Source organism: Imperialibacter sp., from assembly GCF_048007035.1.
Classification (GTDB): domain Bacteria; phylum Bacteroidota; class Bacteroidia; order Cytophagales; family Cyclobacteriaceae; genus Imperialibacter.
In genome coordinates, this window is record NZ_CP180355.1 from 5,592,685 (window position 1) to 5,615,276 (window position 22,592).

The window sequence follows — 22,592 nt, forward strand, 5'->3', positions numbered from 1 at the left end:
TTTACCAAATGGTAAACGGCTTCATTTTTATACGATGCTCTTTTGCTTCGTCAATTTAAAACATCGTAAAAATGAAGTCAGCATTAATTACAGGAGCCAACAAGGGCATAGGCTTTGAAACAGCGAAGCAATTATCACAAAATGGTTTTCACGTTTTTCTCGGGAGCCGTGATTTGAGAAACGGACTTGAAGCGGTTGAAAAACTAAAAACCGAAGGGCTCACCAATGTAGAAGCCGTGCAGCTGGATGTAACAGACGAAAGCTCTGTGAAGACTGCCCGTGAAGAAATCGGAAAAAGAATAGGTGCACTGGACGTGCTTGTGAATAACGCAGGTATTAACGGAGGCATGCCGTATACAGCACTTGAGGCAAGCGCAGACCAAATGATGGCGGCATTTGATACCAATGTGTTTGGTGTGGCAAGGGTTACGCAGGCCTTTATCGACCTGTTGCGCAAGTCGGCTGCGCCACGAATTGTCAATGTGAGTACCAGTGTGGGGTCACTTTCGTTGCAGAGCAATCCAACCTGGCCAGCCTATGACTATGCAAAATATGCTGTGTATGGTGCATCAAAGGCAGCCATGAACATGTACACTGTTCATTTGGCTTACGAATTGCGTGACACGGCCTTCAAAGTAAATGCAGTTTGCCCTGGTTACACAAAAACCGATTTTACTAACCATGCGGGCGGCGAAGTGGAAGTAGCCGGGCAGCGCATTGTCAAATACGCATTGCTTGACCAAAACGGCCCGACAGGCAAATTCTTTAGCGAGGAAACCAACCCAGAAACGGGGGAGATTCCGTGGTAGTGGCGGCCGTGGGGCTGTCGTTCCGGCGTCGGGTTCCACGCCGGCTCGCTCGTTCCTTCGGTTAGGCCTGCACTTCGTGCGGGAGGCAAGTATGATGTTGACCTGGAGAGGTGGGATGGATTTCGAGACCCTCTAAAAAACAATCGGCCAGAAAATGATATCCACCCGGCGGTTGAGCAGCTTACCTTCCCATTTTTTGTTGTCGAAGTAGGGGTTTTCCTGCCCGAAAGCTTTGATGGAGATGTTTTCGAGCGGAATGTCCATGATGATGAGTTTTTGCAGGGCGGCCTGGCTGCGCATTTCCGAGAGCCATTTGTTGTAGAGCTGTCCCCCAATATTGTCGGTATGGCTGTAGATGCTGATCTGGTAGAGCTCAATATTGGGAATGGTGTCGAGCAGTTGAAACAGTTCCTGGGTTTGTTCTTCGTCCACGTAGTAGCTGCCGCCGCCAAAGAAGATGCTTTTCTGGATCAGGCCTGTGGGCGGCTTGGGCGCAGGCGTGTCCTGGGCTGAGGCAGCCAAACCAAGGAAGAGGAAGCCGATGAGCAGAAAACAGCGCATGTTGATAAAGATACGAGGAAAAGTGTTTTGTTGCTGCCATTTGCTGCGAGGTAATTCGATAAGGCAGGTTTGGGTAGCGACGGCTGCTAGCGAAGTGCAGCGCTGGTCAGCCTGCCTTTGCGGGTTAGAAACCCGCCTTACAGCCGACTGATTTACAGGCAATGGCTGTTATCGAAATGCAGGGCTGTTCCACAGGTTTGCTGCTAGTTTTATCTCAGGTTGGTAGCCCGATTGACAGCGGTTGGTGTATCGGGACTAAAACTCAAAAGGATATTTTCATTAATTGCCCCGGTTATTGGATGACCGTATCAAAAGTTGATTGGTCATAAAAAAGCAAAAGGTCCAAGCGGGACGCATTGAACCAGTTTTGCTTTTTTATTTGACCAAACCGTAATTATTTGACCTCACAGAAATATAGATTGATTCGAAAATTTCCGCAATGACAGCTAATGTGGTGTTAAGCGAGTTCGTACAACGAGTGCACCATATGCAGTCCCTTCACCAGCCCGCCCACAAAACAAATTACCGGCAAAATTCGCCATATCCTCCGCTGTTCCAATTCTCCCTCCATTCTTTGGATATGAAGGCGGCAGGCTCTTATTTCAGGCACCAGATAAACAGCAATTATTCGTTAACTACTTGATAATCTTATGTATCTAAAAAGAGGATTCCTGGCCATGCTATCAGCGTTTTGCCTGATGATGGTCAACACAACATTTGCTCAAATTCCCACGCCGGAGTCACATTTCGGCTTCCAGGTGGGTGCCGACTACAAACTATTCAATCACCAGCAGCAGATGGATTATTTCCAGAAGCTGGATGCTGCGTCGGACAGGGTGCTGATGAAGGAGATTGGCAAAACCACACTCGGCAAACCGATGGTGGTGGTGTTTATTTCGAGTGAAGACAACATCAAAAACCTTGAGAAATACCGAAAGATAAGTGAAGACCTGGCCCGGGTGAGGGTAGATGAAGCCACTGCCCGCAAGTACAGCGAGGAAGGCAAGGCAGTCATCTGGATCGATGGCGGCCTGCATGCTACCGAGCGTGCCGGTGCCCAAATGACACCGGAGCTGGCCTACAGAGTGGCCACAGAAGAAACTTCGGAAATGAAGAAAATCCGTGAGGAGGTCATCTTCATTTTGATGCCCAGCATGAACCCCGATGGATTGAATATCGTAGAAAGCTGGTACAAAAAGAACCTGGGCACGCCGTGGGAAACGACGAACCCGCCGTGGTTGTACCACCACTTTATTGGCCACGACAACAACCGTGACTGGTTCATGAACAATATGCCGGAGAGCTACCACGTGAACGAAGTGCTGTACAACGAGTGGTATCCGCAGATTGTGTACAACCAGCACCAGACGTCACCAGGCTGGGCAAGGATTTTCCTTCCGCCTTTTGACAACCCTGTCAACCCCAATATTCACCCCGGCGCTACCACGGGCACCAATTTGGTAGGCACAGCCATGGCTAACCGCTTTGCGCTGGAAAGAAAGCCCGGTGTGATCTCCAACCACACCTTCAGCATGTGGTGGAACGGCGGCATGCGTACCGTGCCTTATTTCCACAATATGATTGGTATTCTGACGGAAACCGGCCATGCCACGCCAACACCCCGTTTCTACGATCCCGATTCTATTCCCAAGTATATCCGTGGCCTGGGTGGTTCCAAGCCTACCGACGGCACGCACATTTTCTACTCCGACCCATGGAAGGGTGGGGAGTCGCATTTCAGAGATGCCGTGGACTATATGATCACAGGCTCACTGGCCGTGCTTGACCTGGCCGCCGATCGCAAGGAGCATTACCTGTACAATATCTACAGCATGGGGAAAGATGCCATCGAAGCGAAGCTGCTGGAGAACAGCTTTGCCTACGTGATCCCTGCAGAGCAGTTCGATAGAGGGGAGGCCCGCAACCTGGTAAATATTTTGCGCCAGGGTGGCGTGGAAATGCACAAGGCCACGAAGTCGTTTATGGCGAATGGGAAGCAATATGCCGCAGGCTCTTATATTGCTTATTCAGCTCAGGCATTCCGTCCTTATCTGGTCGATTTGATGGAGAAGCAAAGCTATCCTGATCTTAGAATCAGTCCAGGTGGCCCTCCAATTCCTCCGTATGACCTTGCAGGCTGGACATTGCCTATGCAAATGGGCGTGACGGTGGACAAGATCATGGAGAAGTTTACCGCCAGCACGGAAGAAATTAAAACGAGAGAGCCTGTTACAGCCGGTAAGGTATCGGGCAAGTCGGGCTACGGTTATAGCCTCACCACCAACGAAAACTCTGCCATCAAAGCCGTTAACTTCCTACTGGCCAGGGGCGAAAAAGTAAGCAGACTGGCTGCGAAGCAAGGCGACATGGCTGCCGGTACTTTCGTTGTAGAAAAGAGTGGCTCTACCGATGCCAATGTTTCGGAAGCGTCGAAAACGTATGGTGTAGACTTTGCTGGCCTTGCAGCCAAGCCCGCAGGCACGCTGAAAGCCATCAAGCTACCAAAAGTTGGCTTGTACAAAACATGGCAGGCCAACATGGACGAAGGCTGGACCCGCTGGTTGCTGCAGGACTACGGCTTCCCGCTGGACACACTGCACGACAACGATGTGCGCACCAAAGACCTTTCACAGTATGACGCCATCATTATCCCTGACCAGCGTCCTGATGGCATCCTCAATGGCTACTCGTTTGGCTTTATGCCGCCGGAATACACAGGTGGAATGGGCATCGACGGGCTCGCAGCCATCAAAAACTACGTGGCCAACGGTGGCCAGCTGATCACCTTTGATGAAGCCAGCGACTTTGCGGTCGACCAGTTTGGCCTGTCTTTGCGAAGTACTACCAACGGGCTGTCGCCGAACACCTTCTTTATACCAGGTTCGCTCATCAGAACCAATGTGGATACCAATCATAGCCTTGCCTATGGTGTGCAAGCTGAAGTGGCTGCATCGTTTAACCAAAGCCGTGCCTACAGCAGAGTAGTGAAGGACAATGAAGGGGAGGGTGGAAAGGAGCCATCGGTGAAACAGGCGCCAGAGCCGCCGCTGGAGATTGTGGCTACCTATGCCAAAGACAAGCTGCTGATGAGTGGCTGGGCCATGGGGCAAGACAAGTATATTGGTTCTAAGGCAGCTGTGATCAAAGCTGGATATGGTAGTGGTAGCATTGTTCTGTTCGCTTTCCGTCCGCAGTTCAGAGGCCAGCCAAGGGCTACTTACAAGCTGATCTTCAATGCGATTTATGAAGGCACGATGGAGTAGGGTGATATTTTAGGTTGACATTATTAAACCGAAACAAAAAACACCACCTGCCGGTTATTGCGAGGAGCCTTTGGTAGTTCTCATTGTGTGTTTGATTCCGCCTGGCGACGAAGCAATCTGTCTTTTAGGACTTCGCTTCTAAATGAGCAGATTGCCACGGCAGGACTCGGAATATCCACACAATAGAAGAATAATTGCCAGCCTCGCAATAACCGCCAAATTTGGGTTAGCGAGAAACCAATTTCGAAGCACTCCACATTCCCTGCCGGTAATTGCGAGTCATTGTTCCTTATATTGATTGTGTCAAGAATGGTAGAGTGATGTGGCAATCTGTCCATTAGAATACCGCTCCGGAATTGGCAGATTGCCACGTTCGCTTGAGAATGCTTGAACGGACAGGCTTTCATTTGCTCCCTCGCAATAACCGTCAAGTTTGGGTTGGAGTGAACATACCGAAGCGAATTCCGTCAGGTTGGCTCAGCCTTTTAACACTTCTTAACCCTTTTTAACCGGGCATTAACATTAGTCGGTTTTTTGGTGTCGTACCTTGGCAGCAACTAATCGAACAGCCAATGACCACTTTTTTACGCACTGCCTTCAGGGTTTTCAAAAAAGACAAAGCCTTCACGCTTATCAATATCCTCGGCCTTACTCTCGGCATCATGTCGGCCATCATCATCTTTCTGGTGGTGAAGCAGGAAATGAGCTATGATAAGTTTCATGTGAACCTTGAAAGGATTTACCGGGTCAACAGCCAAACCAGCCAAAAGGGTGGCTTTTCCTTTTTAACGGCTACACCCGGGCCGCTGGGGGAGGCGCTCGAAGCCGAAGTGCCCGGTGTGGAAGAAAGTGCCTGCACCTACTACCGGCGGGCGGGTAATTTTGTGATAGAAGTCGGTGGGCAAAAACGGGAGTTTACCGAAGCGGAAGGAGTGGCACTTTTGGGGCCTTCTTTTTTTAAGATGTTCAGCTTTGAGGTGCTCTCCGGGGACGTAAATGACCTCAACCTGCCCAACAAGGTGTTTCTTTCGGAGGCGATTGCTAAAAAGTTTTTCGCCATCAGCGATCCATCAGAAGCTGTAGGCCAAACGCTGAGAATGGACAATGACTTCACGCTTTCGGTGGCAGGGATTCTGAAAGACTTTCCGGCGAATACGGATTTCCCCTTTACCATTGTGGTGTCACCCGAAACGCTCAAAGAGCAAATAGACTTCAACTCATGGAACAGGCTGGATAATTCCATGAACACGTATTTCATGCTGGCGGAGCAGGCCGATACCACTGGTTTTCAATCGCAGATCGACACGCTGATAGCTAAAAATGCAGGTTCTTTCTTCGCCAAGTTCTTTAATTTCGAGCTCCAGCCTTTGAGCCAGGTGCATTTCGATAACCATTTTAGCAACTACAACTCCAGGACGATTTCCAGCACAACCATTACCGGCATGATGGTGCTGGGGGCCTTTTTGCTGCTCACCGCTTGCATCAACTTTATCAACCTGACCACAGCCAATGCTATGAAAAGAGGCAAGGAAGTAGGTATCAAAAAAGTGCTCGGCAGCTCTTCGGGCAACCTCATTGGGCAGTTCCTTGGCGAAACAACCTTGCTGGCACTTGTCTCTCTGCTGATGTCGATTCCACTGGCTTATCTGTTGAAACCGTATGTGGAAGACCTTATCGGCTTTCCGTTTCACTTTAGTTTGTTCAGCGACCCCATGGCAATCGGCTTTCTCGTGTTTCTTCTCGTTGCGGTGGTGTTGATTTCCGGTTTGTACCCTTCTTTGGTCATGGCAAGGTTTCGTCCTTCGCAAGTCATTAGAAGCGGGTTGTCGGGGAAAACGGGAAAAGGAAGTGTACTGCGAAAAGTACTTGTCATGTTCCAGTTTTTGATCTCGCAGGTGCTGATCATCGGCCTTTTCGTGATTTTTTCTCAGATGGACTATTTCATCAACAAGGACCTGGGTTTTGCCAAAGAAGGCGTTATCAATATTCAGTTTCCAAAAGGAAAGCAGGGTAAAGGCACAGCATTCAAAGGCGCTGTTAAAAACGTGAGTGGTGTAGAAATGGCCACGCTGCAAAACGGGAGCCCCAGCTCACGCAGCCGCTGGGTGAGCACTTATTCCTTCGAGGGTTCATCGGAGGATACACCGTATTCTGCAGAGCTGAAATTCGGCGATAAAGATTATATCGACATGTACCAGCTTACCTTTCTGGCTGGCAGGGGCTTTCTTAGAGATGATTCCGTTACCGAAATTGTCGCCAATAGAAAAATGATCGAGGAAATGGGGTTTGCCAGCCCTGAAGAGGCGCTGAACGCTAAAGTGCTGCTTGGTGAATCCGGTGTGCCGATTGTGGGCGTAGTAGAGAACTATCATACCAATGGACTGAGGGAGCCTATCAAAGCAGGCTACATCTCCGCTAACCCGGAGTCTTTTGTGGAGGTTGGGATCAAGCTCAATATGTCGCAGGCGAAAGAGTCGTTGGCCAGCATAGAGAAGATTTGGAACGACATGTTTCCCAACGAGCCGTTCAAATATCAGTTTTTGGATGAAACAATCAGGAGTTTTTATGAGGCTGAACAACGGCTGGCAAAGGTGATAGGCGTTTTTACAGGCATAGCTATTTTTATTGGTTGTCTGGGGCTTTATGGCCTGGTATCGTTTGTCACTAACCAGCGCATGAAGGAGATCGGCATCAGGAAAGTGCTTGGAGCGGGCGTGTTTAACATCTTTTATATCATTTCCAGAGAGTTTGTAGTGCTGGTGGCTGTTGCGTTTATCGCAGCTGCACCCATTGCATTCCACTATACTTCGGAGTGGTTGGATGGGTTTGAGTACAGGGTAGAGGTGGAGTCGTTTGTATACGTAGCTGCAATTTTACTGAGTCTGGTGATAGCCCTATTCTCGGTCACGTTCAAAGCGCTGGCTGCGGCGAAAATTAATCCTGTAGATACGCTGAGGACGGAATAAGCACTTTCTGTAGGCTATTGCAGGTCACAGGCAAGAATTTAATTACGTTAAGAATGGTTGAGTGACGAAGCAATCTTTCTGGTTAGACATCGCTACGGAATCAGCAGATTGCTTCTGTCGCTTAAAAAACCGCCAAATAGAGAGCCCAGAGATGGCTCCCTCAATGATGTCCGAGTCAGGGCTTTCATATGCTCCGTTCGGCCAGTGAGCGGGCAGGCGCAATAACCGGAAATTGGGGTTAGTGAGAAACAAAATACAGACTACGCCACCCACTGCGGTCAAATACCATCTTCCCTTCAATTTGATTTTTTTGCCTATCTTTAAATAAATCATTTCCTGGTTGTATGGATTACGTATTAAGAAAGCAGATAAGCCTGCTGATTGAACTCGCCCTATCTGACAATAAATTCGACCTTAGCGAAAAAGCTTACCTGATGAAGTTTGCATCAAGCCGTGGGGCCAAGAATTCTGAAATTGCCCGGATGATCAACAATCCAACACCTACTGGCTCACTGGAAATGCTGAATTGGATGCAGAAAATCGAACTGATGGTGAGCTGCGGCAAGGTGGTAGTAGCCGATGGTGTCATTGAGCCTGAAGAGCAAACTTTTATGTACGAGGTGGCCAAAAAGATGGGTTTCAAAAAGGGCGTGGTCGATTACCTGCTGAAAAATGTGGATAGCATGCCAGAGAAGGAGCTCAAAGAGGGCTTCCTTGAATTTGCCGGACAGCCAGGCTAAGCAAGCTGTTGCTGAACCCAGTTGGCAACGAGACCAAGCACCTTTTCCCGGTCTACATCATAGTGTGTTTCGTGTTTAGAGGTTTTCCACTCCTGAAATGTGACGTAGCCTGGGGCCTTTGAAGCAAACTCCTTCGTAGCATCTATACTGGTTATTTTGTCCTGCCCGCCGTGAAAGGCCAGCACGGGAATATTGAGCTCGCCAGCCTTTCCAATGGCCTTTTCTCCTGCTTCTATTAAGCTCAATGAAAGCTGAGAAGTAATTCGGCTATGTACGAGGGGGTCGTTTTTGTATTTCTCTACTTCTGCCTCTATCGACGAAATTCCGTTAGGATCAAGCCCACTGGAAGCACTGAAGGAAGGCCAGATATTGCGCATGATTTTCGCCAACTTCATCAGCAGCGGTGAAGGAGACATGGCCAGCCTTAGAAAAGGGGAGGAAAGAATAGCCCCCTGCAGTTCAAGTGTTTTTTTTGACGTGAGAAAGTTCACGACCATGTTGCCTCCCATGCTATGGCCGTAGAGAAACATAGGTGTTTCTATGAACTCCACTCTGGCGGACTTCATCAAGTCTTCCACATCCTCCAGCAGCAGGTCGTAGGACGGAGTATGCCCTTTTTTTCCTTCGGAATGACCATGCCCACGAAGATCCATACCGAACACAGCTATGCCTTGCCGTGTAAAAAACTCTGCAACATGCTGGTACCTGCCTATGTGTTCCCCATGCCCGTGCACAAGGCAGATCAAAGCTGATGGCTCCATGTCGGGCAACCAGGAGCGACCCTTTAGGTTGAGTCCGTCCCTGGAGATTATGTCGTAAGATTCCTCGGTCATGCAGCCACTTCTGTATTTAGCTATTTATAACTGCCGTGAAGATACGTCTGACTATCTTTTTTTTATTACTTTGATGCAAAAGTTTACCCTAATACACCCGAATGATGCAAGGAAAGTATATCGTAGCCCTCGACCAGGGCACCACAAGTTCACGTGCGATCATCTTCAATGCTGATGGGAGCATTCTCGGCAGCGCTCAGAAAGAATTCAGACAAATATTTCCCAAGCCAGGCTGGGTCGAGCACGACCCCGACGAGATTTGGGCTACACAATGGGAGGTGTTCAAAAAGGCACTGGCCGACCACAAGGTAGCACCGTCGCAGATTGCCGCCATTGGCATCACCAACCAAAGGGAAACCACTGTGGTATGGGATAGAAAGACCGGCCAGCCTATTTTTAACGCCATTGTGTGGCAGGATCGCCGCACAGCCGAGATCTGCGAAAGGCTGAAAGCCGATGGCCACGAACAATACATCAGGGAGAACACCGGACTGGTGGTTGATGCCTATTTCTCAGGTACAAAAGTGCAGTGGATACTCGACAATGTGGAAGGAGCCAGGAAGCGGGCGGAGAAGGGAGAACTTGCCTTTGGTACCATCGACTCGTGGCTAGTGTGGAAGCTCACTAATGGAAAGAAGCACGTTACTGATTATACCAACGCCTCCAGAACACTGCTTTATAATATCAAGAAACTGGAATGGGATAGCACACTGCTGAAAGCCCTTAAAGTACCTGAGTCGCTGCTGCCTGAGGTGAAGCCGTCGTCGCACCACTTCGGTGACCTCGAAATGGACGGAGTGAAAATACCCATTGCCGGCATAGCGGGCGATCAGCAGGCGGCCTTGTTCGGGCAGGCTTGCTTTGAGCCGGGCATGGCTAAAAACACCTACGGCACGGGTTGCTTCATGCTGATGAATACAGGCACTAAAATGCAGCTGTCTCACTCAGGACTGGTGAGCACAATAGGCTGGGGGCTTGATGGTAAAGTGACGTACGCTCTTGAGGGTAGTATTTTCATTGCGGGTGCAGCCGTACAGTGGCTGCGGGATGGGTTGAAGCTGATAGATGAAGCACCTGACTCGGAGTACTTTGCTGTAAAGGCTGGCGACTCAGAGGGAGTGTATGTAGTGCCAGCATTTGCCGGGTTGGGGGCTCCCTACTGGGATATGTATGCCAGAGGTGCCATTTTCGGATTGACCCGTGACACCGGCAAGAGCCATCTGGTAAAGGCCACGCTGGAATCGATGGCCTACCAAACCAAAGACGTGCTGGAGGCGATGCAAAAAGATGCCGGCTTGTCCCTGAAAACCCTTAAGGTGGACGGTGGAGCTACGGCCAATAATTTTCTCATGCAGTTTCAGGCGGATATTTTAGGGGCCAATGTGGAGCGCCCAAGTATTATTGAGTCAACCGCCATGGGCGCTGCTTTTCTGGCAGGTATTGAAGTAGGATTGTGGAGTCAAAAGGAAATTGTGAAAAACAGAGAGATCAATAGAGTGTTTACTCCAGAGATGGAGGAGGGTGATAGAAAACGCCTGTACAACGGGTGGAAAAGCGCCGTGAAACGCAGCATGGGCTGGTTGAAAGATGTGGAATAAACTCATTTATTCCTTTCCTGTACAATTATTGGTTATGCACGTCAGGCGTAACCTGTTCATGCTATTCTTTTGGGTGAGCCTGGTAGCAGTGTTTACAGGCAACTTCGGAAGAATTCTGGGCATCCCTTACCTTTTTCTTGACCCGGAGTACCTGAACAGGGTAGACTTTTGGAGCTTCTTCATCGTAGGTTTTTGCATGGGCGGGTTTACAGCCGCTTTCAATATCTCTTGCTATATTCTCTACGGTCACGAGTATTCTTTTCTGGGTGTGCTTGAGCGGCCTTTTACCAAGTTCTCCATCAACAATAGCTTGTTGCCTATTATCGTGAATGTGGCTTACCTCGTTTTTATTTTTCGTTTTCAGCTGGAAAATGAATTCAGAGGGCCTGGCGATCTTTTCTGGAAAATCCTTGGCTACCTGGCGGGGTTTCTGGGTATGCTGGCTTTTTTATACACCTACTTCAGGCTGACAAACAAAGACATTTTTAAGTACCTGACGGGTAGCGTGGATAAACGCCTGAAAAAGGTGAAAGTCAACCGCAAACGGGCACTGGACAAGTTGAAGGAAGTAAGAGAGAGTAAAAACAGGGTGGATTTCTACTGGGACGAAAAATTCAGGCTAAGACCGACTGCCTACATCAACGATTTCTACGACAAGGAAGCCATCTTAAAAGTGTTTGATCAAAACCACTTCAACTTGGTGCTGATTGAGCTTCTGATCATTGTCGTTGTTTTGCTGTTGGGCTTCTTTATGGACAATCCTTATTTCCAGATACCGGCCGCCGCCAGCGCTATTCTCTTTGGTACCATTTTTATCATGCTTAGTGGTGCCATTAGCTACTGGTTCCGAAGCTGGGGGCTTATTTTCAGCATCACAGCATTTCTGTTGCTCAATTTCCTTGTGAAAATGGACGTTTTCAGGAGCCTCAATCCTGCCTTCGGGCTCAACTATAAAGGCAGCAGAGCTGAGTATTCTATCAAGACATTAAGTGACCGCAACACGCCGGAGGTGTACAACCGTGATGTGGAATCGATGCTGCCGGTGCTGGAGAAGTGGAAGGCCAAACAAAAGACGAGCGGAAAGCCCAAGATGGTATTCTTGTGCGTGAGTGGAGGAGGGCAGCGGGCGGCACTTTGGACCATGCGGGTGATGCAGCAGATGGACAGCCTTTTGAATGGTACTTTGCTCGACAACACAATGATGATCACCGGCGCTTCAGGAGGCATTGTGGGAGCGGCTTATTATAGAGAGCTTTTTCTCCGGGAGAAGAGTGGAGAGATAGAAAACCGCATGGAGAACCAATACCTCTCCAAAATCGCCATGGATAACCTCAATCCGATGATTTTCAGCCTGCTTGTCAACGACATGTTCATCAGGTTCCAGTATTTCAGGTATGAAGGGGAGGTTTACCTGAAGGACAGAGGGTATGCTTTTGAAAATCAGCTCAACCGGAATACCGACATGATCATGGAAAAGAAGCTCAAGGACTATCAGGAGGCAGAAAGCAATGCCGAGGTGCCGTTGCTGTTGATGGCTCCCACCATAGTGAATGACGGACGAAAGCTGTATATCTCCACGCAAGACGTCGGGTTTATGACCACCAACGCAGCCAGCACCCATGCGGAATTGATCACGAAGATAAGAGGGGTAGATTTCAGAAGCTTTTTTAAAGAGCAAAATGCTGACGAGCTTCGGTTCTTGAGTGCACTGAGAATGAGCGCTACTTTTCCCTATATCACGCCCAATATAGAGTTGCCCAGTGACCCCCCGCTCGAAATCATGGACGCCGGCATTTCTGACAACTATGGCATATCGGATGCTGTGCGATTCGTTTATGTGTTCCGGGACTGGATTGAGGAAAACACTTCCGGTGTAGTGATATTTTCTGTGAGAGACCATCAGAAGAATGCTGAGATAGAGAAAAAGGCGTCAGAGTCTATCGTGCAGAAGTTTTCGTCGCCTATCAGCAGTGTGTATAACAACCTGGGCAATATCCAGGACCTCAACAACGACAGCCGGATTGAGTTTGCTACCGAGTGGTTCAACGGCAACCTATATCAGATAGAGGTGGAGTATAACACCAACACCATGTTTGCCGGGGAGAGCGGTTTACCCGCTGAAGTGCTGCTGGAAAGAAAGCAAAATGAGCGAGCCTCTCTCAACTGGCACCTGACGACCAGAGAGAAGAAAAACATCATTGATAATATCAATCTTGTGAGCAACCAGCAGGCGCTGATGAGGTTGAAGGAACTGTTGGAGTCGGAGGAGGAAGAGGAGGAGTAGGCACGCAAAAAAGAGGAATAAGCACGCAGAGGCGCAAAGAAAGCGGGAGTTGCTGTGAACCTAAGAAAGTGCTATTTCGGCTTTGTTATTAATCGCTGGTGTTGACCCCCTGTCCTGGTCTCCATTTCCTTTTGAGGTTAATCGCCAGGCTTATGGCAGCAGCTATCAAAAAGCAATAGAAAACAACGCTCAGCAGAAGGAAGACCATTCCTACCCACCGGCCGTACACTGTGACTGGAAACAAATCGCCGTAAGTCCGTGTAGTTATAACAACTAGAGAATACCACAGCGACTTTGAGAAACTAGTGATGTTGGCTGTTTCGCTCATGCTCTCAAAGTAGGTGAGGGCTGCAACAAGCACGGTGTACAAGGTAAGTGCCGATCCGGCGTATATGGTTACTCGTTTTCTCAGCGTTTGCATCATAGGTTCATGGAAAGAAGTTTGAATTTAGAGTATTTCAGACACTTTACGTCTTCTGCTTCTTCTTTTGTGCCGAAGGAAATAGCACGTTGTTCAGGATGAGGCGGTATCCGGGTGAATTGGGGTAAAGGTCGAGGTTTGTTTGTTCCCGCCAGCCACCAGGAGAGCGCTCAGGGTCGTGGCCACTGTAGAAAGTCCAGTGACCATAGCCCATTTCGCCGTAAATGTAGCGCACCTCGCCGTCATCCGCATTTTCGCCGAGGATCAGCACGTCGGACTTAACGGTGGAGGCCGCAAACGCCGTTGTTTGCCCGAAAAAGGACTTGACAATGGCCGTATGGTTTTGGGTGAGGAGGGAGGGCACAATGTCCCACTTGGCAGAGAAATCGAACAGTGAAAAGTAACCTGAGCTTTCGTCGTAGTAATAGCGCCGACCTTCCGATGTATTGATGTTTGAAAACCTTCTCGAATTGGGCGGGTCAAGTATAAAGTCGGTAAAGGCAAAGGTCTTACTGAAATCGAGCTTTTGCTGCGCCTGCGGATCCATACCGTCGCCATCGTACATGCTTTCTACAATATCTACACCCTCAGCAGCCAGGGCGATGTCGAACGTTTCGGCACCGGAGCACATGGCAAAAAGATAGCCACCTGTCAGTGTGAAGCCCTGAATCTTTTTCGCTACATCCAGCTTCATGTCTGATACTTTGTTGTAGCCAAAAGAGGCGGCTGTGGCTTCTTGTATTTTGGCTTCAATTTGCGACGATGATCGTCTCAGGTGACGACCAAATTGCCCGGTAAAGTCTTCATGATGGAGGTGCAGCCAGTCGAAATGTACCAGACTGTCGGACAGTACCTCCGTATCATAAATAAGTGTGTAGGGTATCTCTGCGTAGTCGAGAGCAGTAATCACAGCGTCGGTATTGTCTTCCACCATGTCGTTCTTTGGAGAGTAAACGGCGATTCTGGGTTCCTTTTCCATTTTTACCGAGTTCATATTCACTCTCGGGCTTTCAATTTCTTTCATCAGCAGGGCAGTTTCTCCGTCGCTGATCACGTCAAACGACACGCCCCTGATGCTACATTCATTTTCCACTAACGGGTTGTAGGGAAAGAGAAAGCTGCCGCCCCGGTAGTTAAGCAGCCAGTTGATAGGTATTTCATTTTGGAGGGACAAGTAGGCGATGCCGTAGGCCTTGAGATGGTTTCTTTGCCTGGCGTCCATGGGTATAAGGATAGATGCTGATTTTCCAATAGCAGGAATCAGAAACATGATGCAACAGAGAAACCGTAGAACTACTGTCCCCATGAGAAACGAGGGTTAGTGGTTACTCAATATAACGAATTAATTCGCAAGCTCGCCGCCAATCGTCACATTTCGGTTTGCATTGAGAATGCCCCTGGCCGACTTCATGTCAGAGTAGCTTGATCAAACCATAGATCGCAACGGCCACAATGGCTACGATGCTGATCCAAAGGGTGATGTTATACAACATTCCAGAGGTGATGGGTTGCTCCCTTTTGTATTTGAAGTGAATGGCCGCAAAAGCCACCAGCAGCAGCAAAACAGAGCCGACAATACCACCAGAGAGAATCATCAGCACGGGAGATTCCACAAAGAAATAAGCCAGGGCCCAGGCAGTGGGGAAGACCCACGCCAACATAGCGATGGTTTTCTTTCTTGCGGCCATGTCAAAAAAATCGATCCAGCCAAGCTGCCCGAAAATGTCTGCATACATTCTTGTCCAGAAGGCAAGCGTGGCGAAAACACTGGAGAACAGGACAAAAAAGGCACCTACAAGGAAGATGGTCTTGAAACCCGGACCTAAAGATTCTGTGTATATGGTGGCGATGGTTTCCACCATTTTGAGCCCTTCAGGCACATTGCCACTGTGGTTAAGCACGGCAGCACCCAATAAGTAGAAGGCAGCAGTGACCGACGTGTAAATAATCATAGCAACGGTAGCGTCGAGGTACATGACTTTGATCCATCCTTCTGCTCTGCGCAGCCATGCGTCGGAATCGTCCCGGGGGCCGGTGTAGGCGGCGTAGCCCTTTTCCCGGCACCAGTAAGTGTAAGCCAGTATTTCGTCGCTGGCCACACCAGTAATGCCAAAGGCGCCAATGGCTACCCCCACCAGGGCGGGTGACAGGTCGAACTGGAGCCCCCTCCAGATGTCGGCCATGGAGATGCTGTATTGGGTGTCGGAAAGGAAAATCAGGCAGGCAATGGTGAGGCAGGTGAAAAGCACTGTCATTACCAGTGAGGCCTTTTCCACAGGCAGGTAGTAGCCTTTGAAAATAATGCTTGCCACCAACAAGGCAACAAAAATCACCCAGATCATAGTGGCTACAGATGGAAAGAGCATGCTCAGCACCAGAGCAGATCCACCCATCATGCCACCAATCTGGAATACTTTGAGCGACATCAGACCGAGTATGGTCACCACTGACCATTTCCCCTTGCCAGACTTCGTGCCTGGCAGCAGCTTTAATGCCTGCATGGCTGTTTCTCCGGTGAGGATGGTGTGCTTGCCAAACTCCACCTGCACTGCCACTTTTATCAGGCAGCTGGCAATAATGATCCAGAAGGCAGTGAAACCTGCTGACGCACCAAGAGTTGTAGTAGCGATCAGCTCACCTGATCCAACGATAGAGGCTGAAAGGATGAAACCAGGCCCAAGGAATTTAAGGCGCTGAAAGAAGGTGGTAGGCGGTTCTTTGATCGTCGCCGCACTGATGAGGTAAGAGTTGTCAGACATTTAAGTAGGTAAGTAGGGTGCAAACAATATAGTTAATAATACGCAGCCACTACCTGAATTGAAACCTTTCCCTGGCTAGTGGTTGATTTGACCAATATTGAGATGATCTTTTCCTTTGGATGGAAATAGGCTGAATCCTGACAGGGCGATTTCTAAATAGATGATCTTTCCTTACTGCTTTTTGGGCTTTTGACCTGAAAGCAGAGCTGAAGGCAACATCGCCGACTCAATTCGCTGGGTCTAATTCCCTATCTTTGCGGGCTAAATAAGATACGCATTGCAAAAAGAATTTCAGTTTCAGGTATTACCCGAAGAGGCCGCCGACCAGGAAGCGCTCTATAAGCTGGCCAGCCAGAAGGCCTACATCCCGTTTTCAGACATCAGGCATGTGGAGGTGCTCAAGCGGTCGATCGATGCCAGACAGCGCATTATCAAAGTAAATCTCACTGTTCGGGTGTATGTGAACGAGGACTTCGTGGAAACGCCCACCTGGCTACCCAACTATCCTGATGTATCTAAAGCGGAAGAAGTCATTATCATCGGAGCCGGCCCTGGCCTTTTTGCGGCGCTGCGTTGCATAGAATTAGGTAGAAAGCCCATTATTCTTGAACGAGGCAAGGACGTCCGTGACCGTCGCAGAGACCTGAAGGCGATCAACATCGATCATATTGTCAACGAAGACTCCAATTACTGTTTTGGTGAAGGAGGAGCTGGTACCTATTCCGATGGCAAGCTGTATACCCGAAGCAAGAAACGGGGCGATGTGCAGCGCATTTTGAAGCTGCTGGTGGGCTTCGGTGCAACAAAAGAAATACTCGTGGAGGCCCATCCGCACATCGGGACCAACAAATTGCCTGAGATTATTACCGATATCCGGGAGTGCATCTTAGCCCACGGTGGTGTGGTGAAATTCAACACGAGAGTAACAGATATCTTACTCAAAGGTGATGCCATTGAGGGTGTGACGACGGCATCCGGAGATATTATCAAAGCGAAGAAGGTGATTTTGGCCACCGGCCATTCCGCCAGGGATTTATTTGAACTGCTTGATAGAAAAAAGATTGCGATTGAGCTTAAGCCTTTGGCCCTGGGGGTGAGGGTGGAGCATCCGCAATCTCTCATCGACACGATACAGTATAAGTGCGATGACCGGGGTACCTATCTGCCACCGGCGCCCTACAACATTGTGAAGCAGGTAGGGAGTGGCACCAATACCCGTGGTGTTTACTCTTTTTGTATGTGTCCTGGTGGTGTGATTGCGCCCTGTGCTACAAGCCCTGGCGAAGTGGTGACCAATGGCTGGTCGCCCTCGAAAAGAGACCAGCCAAGCGCCAACTCCGGTATTGTGGTCGAACTGAAGCCCGAGGATTTTAAAGCATTTGCCAAAAAGGGCCCTTTGGCGGCGATGGCTTTCCAGCAGTCGGTAGAGCAACTGGCCTGGAAGGAAGGCGGGCAGACGCAGCGGGTGCCAGGACAAAGACTGTTGGACTTCACTAACGGGAAGCTGTCGGCCGATGTGCCGGAGACTTCATACAAGCCTGGCGTCACTTCTGTAGAGCTGGGAAGTGTGCTGCCAGATTTTATTTACAAAACGCTCCAGGAAGGCTTCAGGGAGTTTGGAAAGGCCATGAAGGGCTATCTGACCAATGAGGCGGTAGTGCATGCGCCTGAGAGCCGCACGTCGTCTCCGGTGCGCATTCCCCGTGATCCGGAAACCCTGGAGCACATTACCGTCAAAGGGCTGTATCCCTGCGGAGAAGGGGCTGGCTATGCAGGTGGCATAGTGTCGGCAGCCATAGATGGGGAGAAGTGTGCCGAGAAAGCAATAGGGTACGTGGCGGAGGTTGTTGGCGAGTGAGAACACTCGCCAAGGCGGCTGGGTTTGTGGCTGCTGGTGAGTGAAGACACTCACCAGAACGATGCTTACGTTAGAAGACTGAGGGGAATCGAGGTGGCTATTTTTGATACACCTTGCCCATCCCGCAATTAAAATCTCAACCTTTTGAAGGATATTATTCACATTAACGCTACATTTCTCACAGACTTCATCAACGAAAGCAAATAGCCATGGCAAAAGGAACATCACCCCAAAAAGGTAACGAGAAAAAGGAGCCCACCAAGAACCTGAAAGAGAAAAGGGCTGAGAAGAAAGCTAAGAAAGCATCAAAAAGGGATTAAGTTCCCTTTTTTTATTCGTAAAAATCAATCAACGCTCCAAAATAGGTCGTGTTCCATCCGTCCACAATGTCGTCGTAGTCTTCATCGGGGATGTTGCTGTGGCGGAGCTCGGCTGAGGTGCCATTCTTGTGTGGATGAAGGATGATGGTGACAATCGACGCTTCTTCCTGCTCGCCGAAATACCACTGCTGCACAATCTTTCTTCCCTCTTCAAACTCCAGGTTCTTCCCTACAATGCTTCCTTCCCAAAGAGAAAACTCCGACCCAGGTTCGGTAGACATTTCGGCTTCTTCCCCGGTCCAGGCATGAAGTGATGCGGGGTGAGTAAGCGCTGCGTACACTTCTTCGGGAAGAGCAGGTATGATATAATATTTTTTATAGTCTTTCATTCAAACGAATGGGTGATTTGCGATTCAACGAGCTTTAGTTAAGCAGCTATATAGTAACGAAGTGAAGATATCTTTTGGCTAAATGGAGTCAAATCAGCAAATAGATTTCTCTCCGCCAGCTGGCGGATTACGAAATGACATCCCAAACTTAACTAAACCTCGTGGAATCGAGATAACGGTTCTTTCATTATTGCTTTCTCTTGTTGTCATGCGAGAGAAAAACAGCATGAACTTTCTCCGGAATCGTCTTTCCAATGCATTTATGAAAATAGAAGAATGAAAATGAAATATAAAATTCTTCATTCAGCATTATTTGACCAATATCAGTTGGATAGAAATGGTCAACCATGTCCGCCACATTGGTTAACTTTAAGAAATCATTGACCCAATATTCACTTCGTTAACTTTTATGTCACATACCGATTCGCCTTACAAGCCCAAAAATCATATCCGGATAGTCACCGCTGCCTCCTTGTTCGACGGCCACGACGCTGCCATCAATATCATGCGCCGCATTATTCAGGCGACGGGCGTGGAGGTGATTCACCTGGGCCACAACAGGTCGGTGCAGGAGATTGTGGACTGTGCCATTCAGGAAGATGTGCAGTCGATAGCCATCACCAGCTACCAGGGCGGGCATGTGGAATTTTTCAAATATATGTTCGACCTGCTGAGAGAAAAGGGAGCCGGACATATCAAGATATTTGGAGGGGGAGGAGGAACCATCCTGCCGTCGGAAGTGGAGGAGTTGCATGCTTATGGCATCAACCGGATTTACTCACCGGACGACGGGCGCACCATGGGCTTGCAGGGAATGATTAACGACCTGATCGCCGGGAGCGATTTTCCCATTGGCGAGCACCTCAACGGTGAGCTGGGTAGCTTGAAGAAGAAAGATGTGAAGTCGGTGGCAAGGCTGATATCGGCAGCGGAGAATTTTCCGGATGTTGCTCAGCCGGAGCTACAAAAGGTAGATGCTGAGGCAGTAAAAAGTAAAGTGCCGGTACTGGGCATCACAGGTACTGGCGGCGCTGGCAAGTCCAGTTTAGTGGATGAGCTTGTGCGGCGGTTTTTAGTGGATTTCAAGGACAAACATATTGGTGTGGTGTCGGTCGACCCTTCCAAAAGAAAAACAGGAGGTGCGTTACTTGGCGACAGGATTCGCATGAACGCCATCCACCATCCCAGGGTATACATGCGGTCGCTGGCCACCCGACAGTCGAACCTGGCGCTTTCGAAGCACGTGCAGGAGGCTGTCAACATTCTCAAAGCCGCAGAGTTTGACCTGATTATTCTGGAAACCTCCGGGATCGGGCAGTCTGACACGGAAATTACTGATCATTCGGATGTCTCGCTGTACGTGATGACGCCAGAGTATGGAGCGGCCACCCAGCTGGAGAAGATCGACATGCTCGACTTTGCTCACATGATCGCCATCAACAAATTTGATAAAAGAGGGGCCCTGGATGCAGTGCGGGATGTGAAGAAGCAGTACAAGCGCAATCATGGCCTTTGGGAAACGCCAGACGAACAACTGCCAGTATTCGGCACCATTGCCAGCCAGTTCAACGACCCGGGGATGAACACGCTGTACAGGAAGCTGATGGACAAGATTGTGGAAAAAACCGGCGCTTCGCTGGCATCTGCCTCCACCTCGTCAGACGAACTATCAGAAAAGATCTTCATCATCCCGCCCAAGCGCACCCGCTATTTGTCGGAGATAACGGAAACCATCAGGCATTACAATCAGTGGGTAGAAGATCAGAAGGAAGTAGCACAAACGCTGTACAGTATCAAAAAAACCATAGCCGCAGCGAAGAAAGCAGGAGAGGACAAGGTGTTGGGAGAGAAGCTGGACGCACTTTTCGAAAAGACGTCGCTCGACCTTGACCCCAAAAACCTTAAAGTGATTGAAGTCTGGCCTGAAAAGGTGCAGCAGTACAAAAACGAGGAATATGTTTATACAGTAAGAGGAAAAGAGATCAAGGTGCCCACGCACACTGAATCGCTTTCCCATACTAAAATACCAAAGATCAGTTTGCCCCGGTACGAAGCCTGGGGTGATGTGCTGAAGTGGAACTTGCAGGAGAACGTACCGGGCGAGTTTCCCTATGCTGCTGGCGTATTTCCCTTCAAGCGCACTACTGAAGACCCGACCCGCATGTTTGCCGGAGAGGGCGGCCCGGAGCGTACCAACAAGCGCTTCCATTACGTATCGAAAGACAATGCGTTTGCCAGGTTGTCGACCGCTTTCGATTCGGTGACCTTGTATGGGGAAGACCCCGACCACCGGCCCGACATCTACGGCAAAATTGGCAATTCCGGGGTGAGCGTCTGCTCGCTGGACGACGCCAAGAAGCTCTATTCCGGTTTCGACCTGATTGACCCAACCACTTCTGTGTCGATGACCATCAACGGGCCGGCAGCTACTATTTGTGCATTTTTTATGAATGCCGCTATTGACCAGAACTGCGAGAAATACATCAAAGCACAGGGGCTGGAAGCGGAGGTGAAGGAGAAAATCGCTAAACTCTTCAAGGCCAAAGGAATGAAACAGCCTGTGTATAGCGGGGCGATTCCTGAGGGTAACGATGGTTTGGGGCTCATGCTTTTGGGCGTTACTGGCGATCAGGTGCTGCCTGCTGAGGTGTACCAGAAGATCAAAGCCGATACCCTTTCAAAAGTACGGGGCACTGTACAGGCCGATATTCTCAAGGAAGACCAGGCACAGAACACCTGCATTTTCAGCACCGAATTCTCCCTTAAAGTAATGGGCGATGTGCAGCAGTATTTTATTGACCAGAATGTTCGAAACTTCTATTCTGTATCTATCTCCGGCTATCATATAGCCGAGGCAGGTGCCAACCCAATCTCTCAGTTGGCTTTCACGTTGTCAAATGGCTTTACCTTCGTTGAGTACTATGTAAGCCGTGGCATGCATGTCGACGATTTTGCTCCTAACCTTTCTTTCTTCTTCAGCAATGGCGTTGATCCTGAATATTCTGTGATTGGCAGAGTAGCACGGAAGATTTGGGCAAAAGCCATGAAACTGAAATACGGCGCCAACGAGCGCTCTCAAATGCTGAAGTACCACATCCAAACCAGCGGACGTTCGCTACATGCCCAGGAGATTGACTTCAACGACATCAGGACAACGCTTCAGGCTCTGTACGCCATTTACGACAACTGCAACTCCCTGCACACCAATGCCTACGACGAGGCCATTACCACGCCGACGGAGGAGTCGGTGCGTCGTGCCATGGCCATTCAGCTTATCATCAACAAAGAGCTCGGGCTTGCCAAAAATGAAAACCCGCTACAGGGCTCCTTCATTATCGAAGAACTGACCGATTTGGTGGAGGAGGCCGTCATGGCTGAGTTTGACAGAATCACCGAAAGAGGAGGCGTGCTGGGGGCCATGGAAACCATGTACCAGCGTAGCAAAATTCAGGAGGAAAGCCTTTACTATGAAACAATGAAGCACAATGGCGACTTCCCGATCATTGGTGTGAACACGTTCCTTTCCTCCAAAGGCTCACCGACTATTACGCCCATGGAGGTGATCAGAGCGACAAAAGACGAAAAGGAGTTTCAGATCGAGTCGCTCAATAACCTGAAGAAGTTCAACGACGGCAAGTCTCAGGAAATGCTTTCGAAGCTACAGCAGGCTGCCATCAGCAATCAGAATATGTTTGAAGCGCTGATGGAAGCTGTGAAGTACTGTTCTCTGGGGCAAATCACCCATGCTTTGTATGAAGTGGGTGGGCAGTACAGGAGGAATATGTAAAGCC

Annotated in this window: 14 protein-coding genes; 8 read left to right on the forward strand and 6 right to left on the reverse strand. The window is 49.3% G+C overall.

The window, feature by feature from the left end; all coding sequences use genetic code 11:
• The first annotated feature begins 71 nt into the window (after positions 1-71).
• Complete coding sequence (locus tag ACMVP2_RS24075) at positions 72-809, forward strand: SDR family oxidoreductase (protein WP_416865447.1); 738 nt, start codon at positions 72-74, stop codon at positions 807-809.
• A gap of 132 nt (positions 810-941) precedes the next feature.
• Here the strand turns inward: ACMVP2_RS24075 and ACMVP2_RS24080 are convergent, their stop codons facing one another.
• On the reverse strand, positions 942-1,370 hold the full coding sequence (locus tag ACMVP2_RS24080; protein WP_317491426.1) for an OmpA family protein: 429 nt from the start codon (positions 1,368-1,370) through the stop codon (positions 942-944).
• Between the two features lie 650 nt (positions 1,371-2,020).
• Between ACMVP2_RS24080 and ACMVP2_RS24085 the strand changes: the two genes are divergently transcribed.
• From ACMVP2_RS24085 to ACMVP2_RS24095, 3 genes are all read left to right on the forward strand, one after another.
• The gene (locus ACMVP2_RS24085; protein ID WP_416865448.1) at positions 2,021-4,633 is read left to right on the forward strand and encodes a M14 metallopeptidase family protein; all 2,613 of its coding nucleotides are present in this window, start codon (positions 2,021-2,023) and stop codon (positions 4,631-4,633) included.
• Positions 4,634-5,205: 572 nt separating this feature from the next.
• The gene (locus ACMVP2_RS24090) at positions 5,206-7,599 is read left to right on the forward strand and encodes an ABC transporter permease (RefSeq protein ID WP_416865449.1); all 2,394 of its coding nucleotides are present in this window, start codon (positions 5,206-5,208) and stop codon (positions 7,597-7,599) included.
• Positions 7,600-7,943: 344 nt separating this feature from the next.
• Positions 7,944-8,339: a hypothetical protein gene (locus ACMVP2_RS24095; RefSeq protein WP_339791414.1), complete on the forward strand. Its 396-nt coding sequence runs from the start codon at positions 7,944-7,946 to the stop codon at positions 8,337-8,339.
• Here ACMVP2_RS24095 and ACMVP2_RS24100 read toward each other — a convergent pair.
• Complete coding sequence (locus tag ACMVP2_RS24100) at positions 8,336-9,172, reverse strand: lysophospholipase (protein WP_416865450.1); 837 nt, start codon at positions 9,170-9,172, stop codon at positions 8,336-8,338. The two genes, ACMVP2_RS24095 and ACMVP2_RS24100, sit on opposite strands and share 4 nt — an antisense overlap.
• A 104-nt stretch (positions 9,173-9,276) precedes the next feature.
• On the opposite strand from ACMVP2_RS24100, the gene glpK reads away from it, so the two are divergent.
• Complete coding sequence (gene glpK / locus ACMVP2_RS24105; RefSeq protein ID WP_416868220.1) at positions 9,277-10,770, forward strand: glycerol kinase GlpK; 1,494 nt, start codon at positions 9,277-9,279, stop codon at positions 10,768-10,770.
• Between the two features lie 34 nt (positions 10,771-10,804).
• Entirely contained in the window at positions 10,805-13,054 is a 2,250-nt protein-coding gene (locus tag ACMVP2_RS24110) for a patatin-like phospholipase family protein (RefSeq protein ID WP_416865451.1), read from the forward strand.
• Positions 13,055-13,142: 88 nt separating this feature from the next.
• Here ACMVP2_RS24110 and ACMVP2_RS24115 read toward each other — a convergent pair whose 3' ends face one another.
• The 3 genes from ACMVP2_RS24115 to ACMVP2_RS24125 all read right to left on the reverse strand — a co-directional run bounded on the left by ACMVP2_RS24115 (position 13,143) and on the right by ACMVP2_RS24125 (position 16,234).
• Positions 13,143-13,478 (reverse strand): potassium channel family protein, encoded by a 336-nt coding sequence (locus ACMVP2_RS24115; RefSeq protein WP_416865452.1) that lies wholly within the window; start codon positions 13,476-13,478, stop codon positions 13,143-13,145.
• 43 nt (positions 13,479-13,521) lie between these two features.
• Positions 13,522-14,781, reverse strand: coding sequence for an asparagine synthetase B (locus ACMVP2_RS24120; protein ID WP_416865453.1), 1,260 nt, complete (start codon positions 14,779-14,781; stop codon positions 13,522-13,524).
• Between the two features lie 106 nt (positions 14,782-14,887).
• Entirely contained in the window at positions 14,888-16,234 is a 1,347-nt protein-coding gene (locus ACMVP2_RS24125; protein ID WP_416865454.1) for an Nramp family divalent metal transporter, read from the reverse strand.
• A gap of 277 nt (positions 16,235-16,511) precedes the next feature.
• On the opposite strand from ACMVP2_RS24125, the gene ACMVP2_RS24130 reads away from it, so the two are divergent.
• Complete coding sequence (locus ACMVP2_RS24130; protein WP_416865455.1) at positions 16,512-18,092, forward strand: NAD(P)/FAD-dependent oxidoreductase; 1,581 nt, start codon at positions 16,512-16,514, stop codon at positions 18,090-18,092.
• Between the two features lie 331 nt (positions 18,093-18,423).
• Here the strand turns inward: ACMVP2_RS24130 and ACMVP2_RS24135 are convergent, their stop codons facing one another.
• The gene (locus ACMVP2_RS24135) at positions 18,424-18,801 is read right to left on the reverse strand and encodes an SRPBCC domain-containing protein (protein WP_317491442.1); all 378 of its coding nucleotides are present in this window, start codon (positions 18,799-18,801) and stop codon (positions 18,424-18,426) included.
• A gap of 409 nt (positions 18,802-19,210) precedes the next feature.
• Between ACMVP2_RS24135 and ACMVP2_RS24140 the strand changes: the two genes are divergently transcribed.
• Positions 19,211-22,588, forward strand: coding sequence for a methylmalonyl-CoA mutase family protein (locus ACMVP2_RS24140; RefSeq protein WP_416865456.1), 3,378 nt, complete (start codon positions 19,211-19,213; stop codon positions 22,586-22,588).
• Positions 22,589-22,592 lie beyond the last annotated feature (4 nt).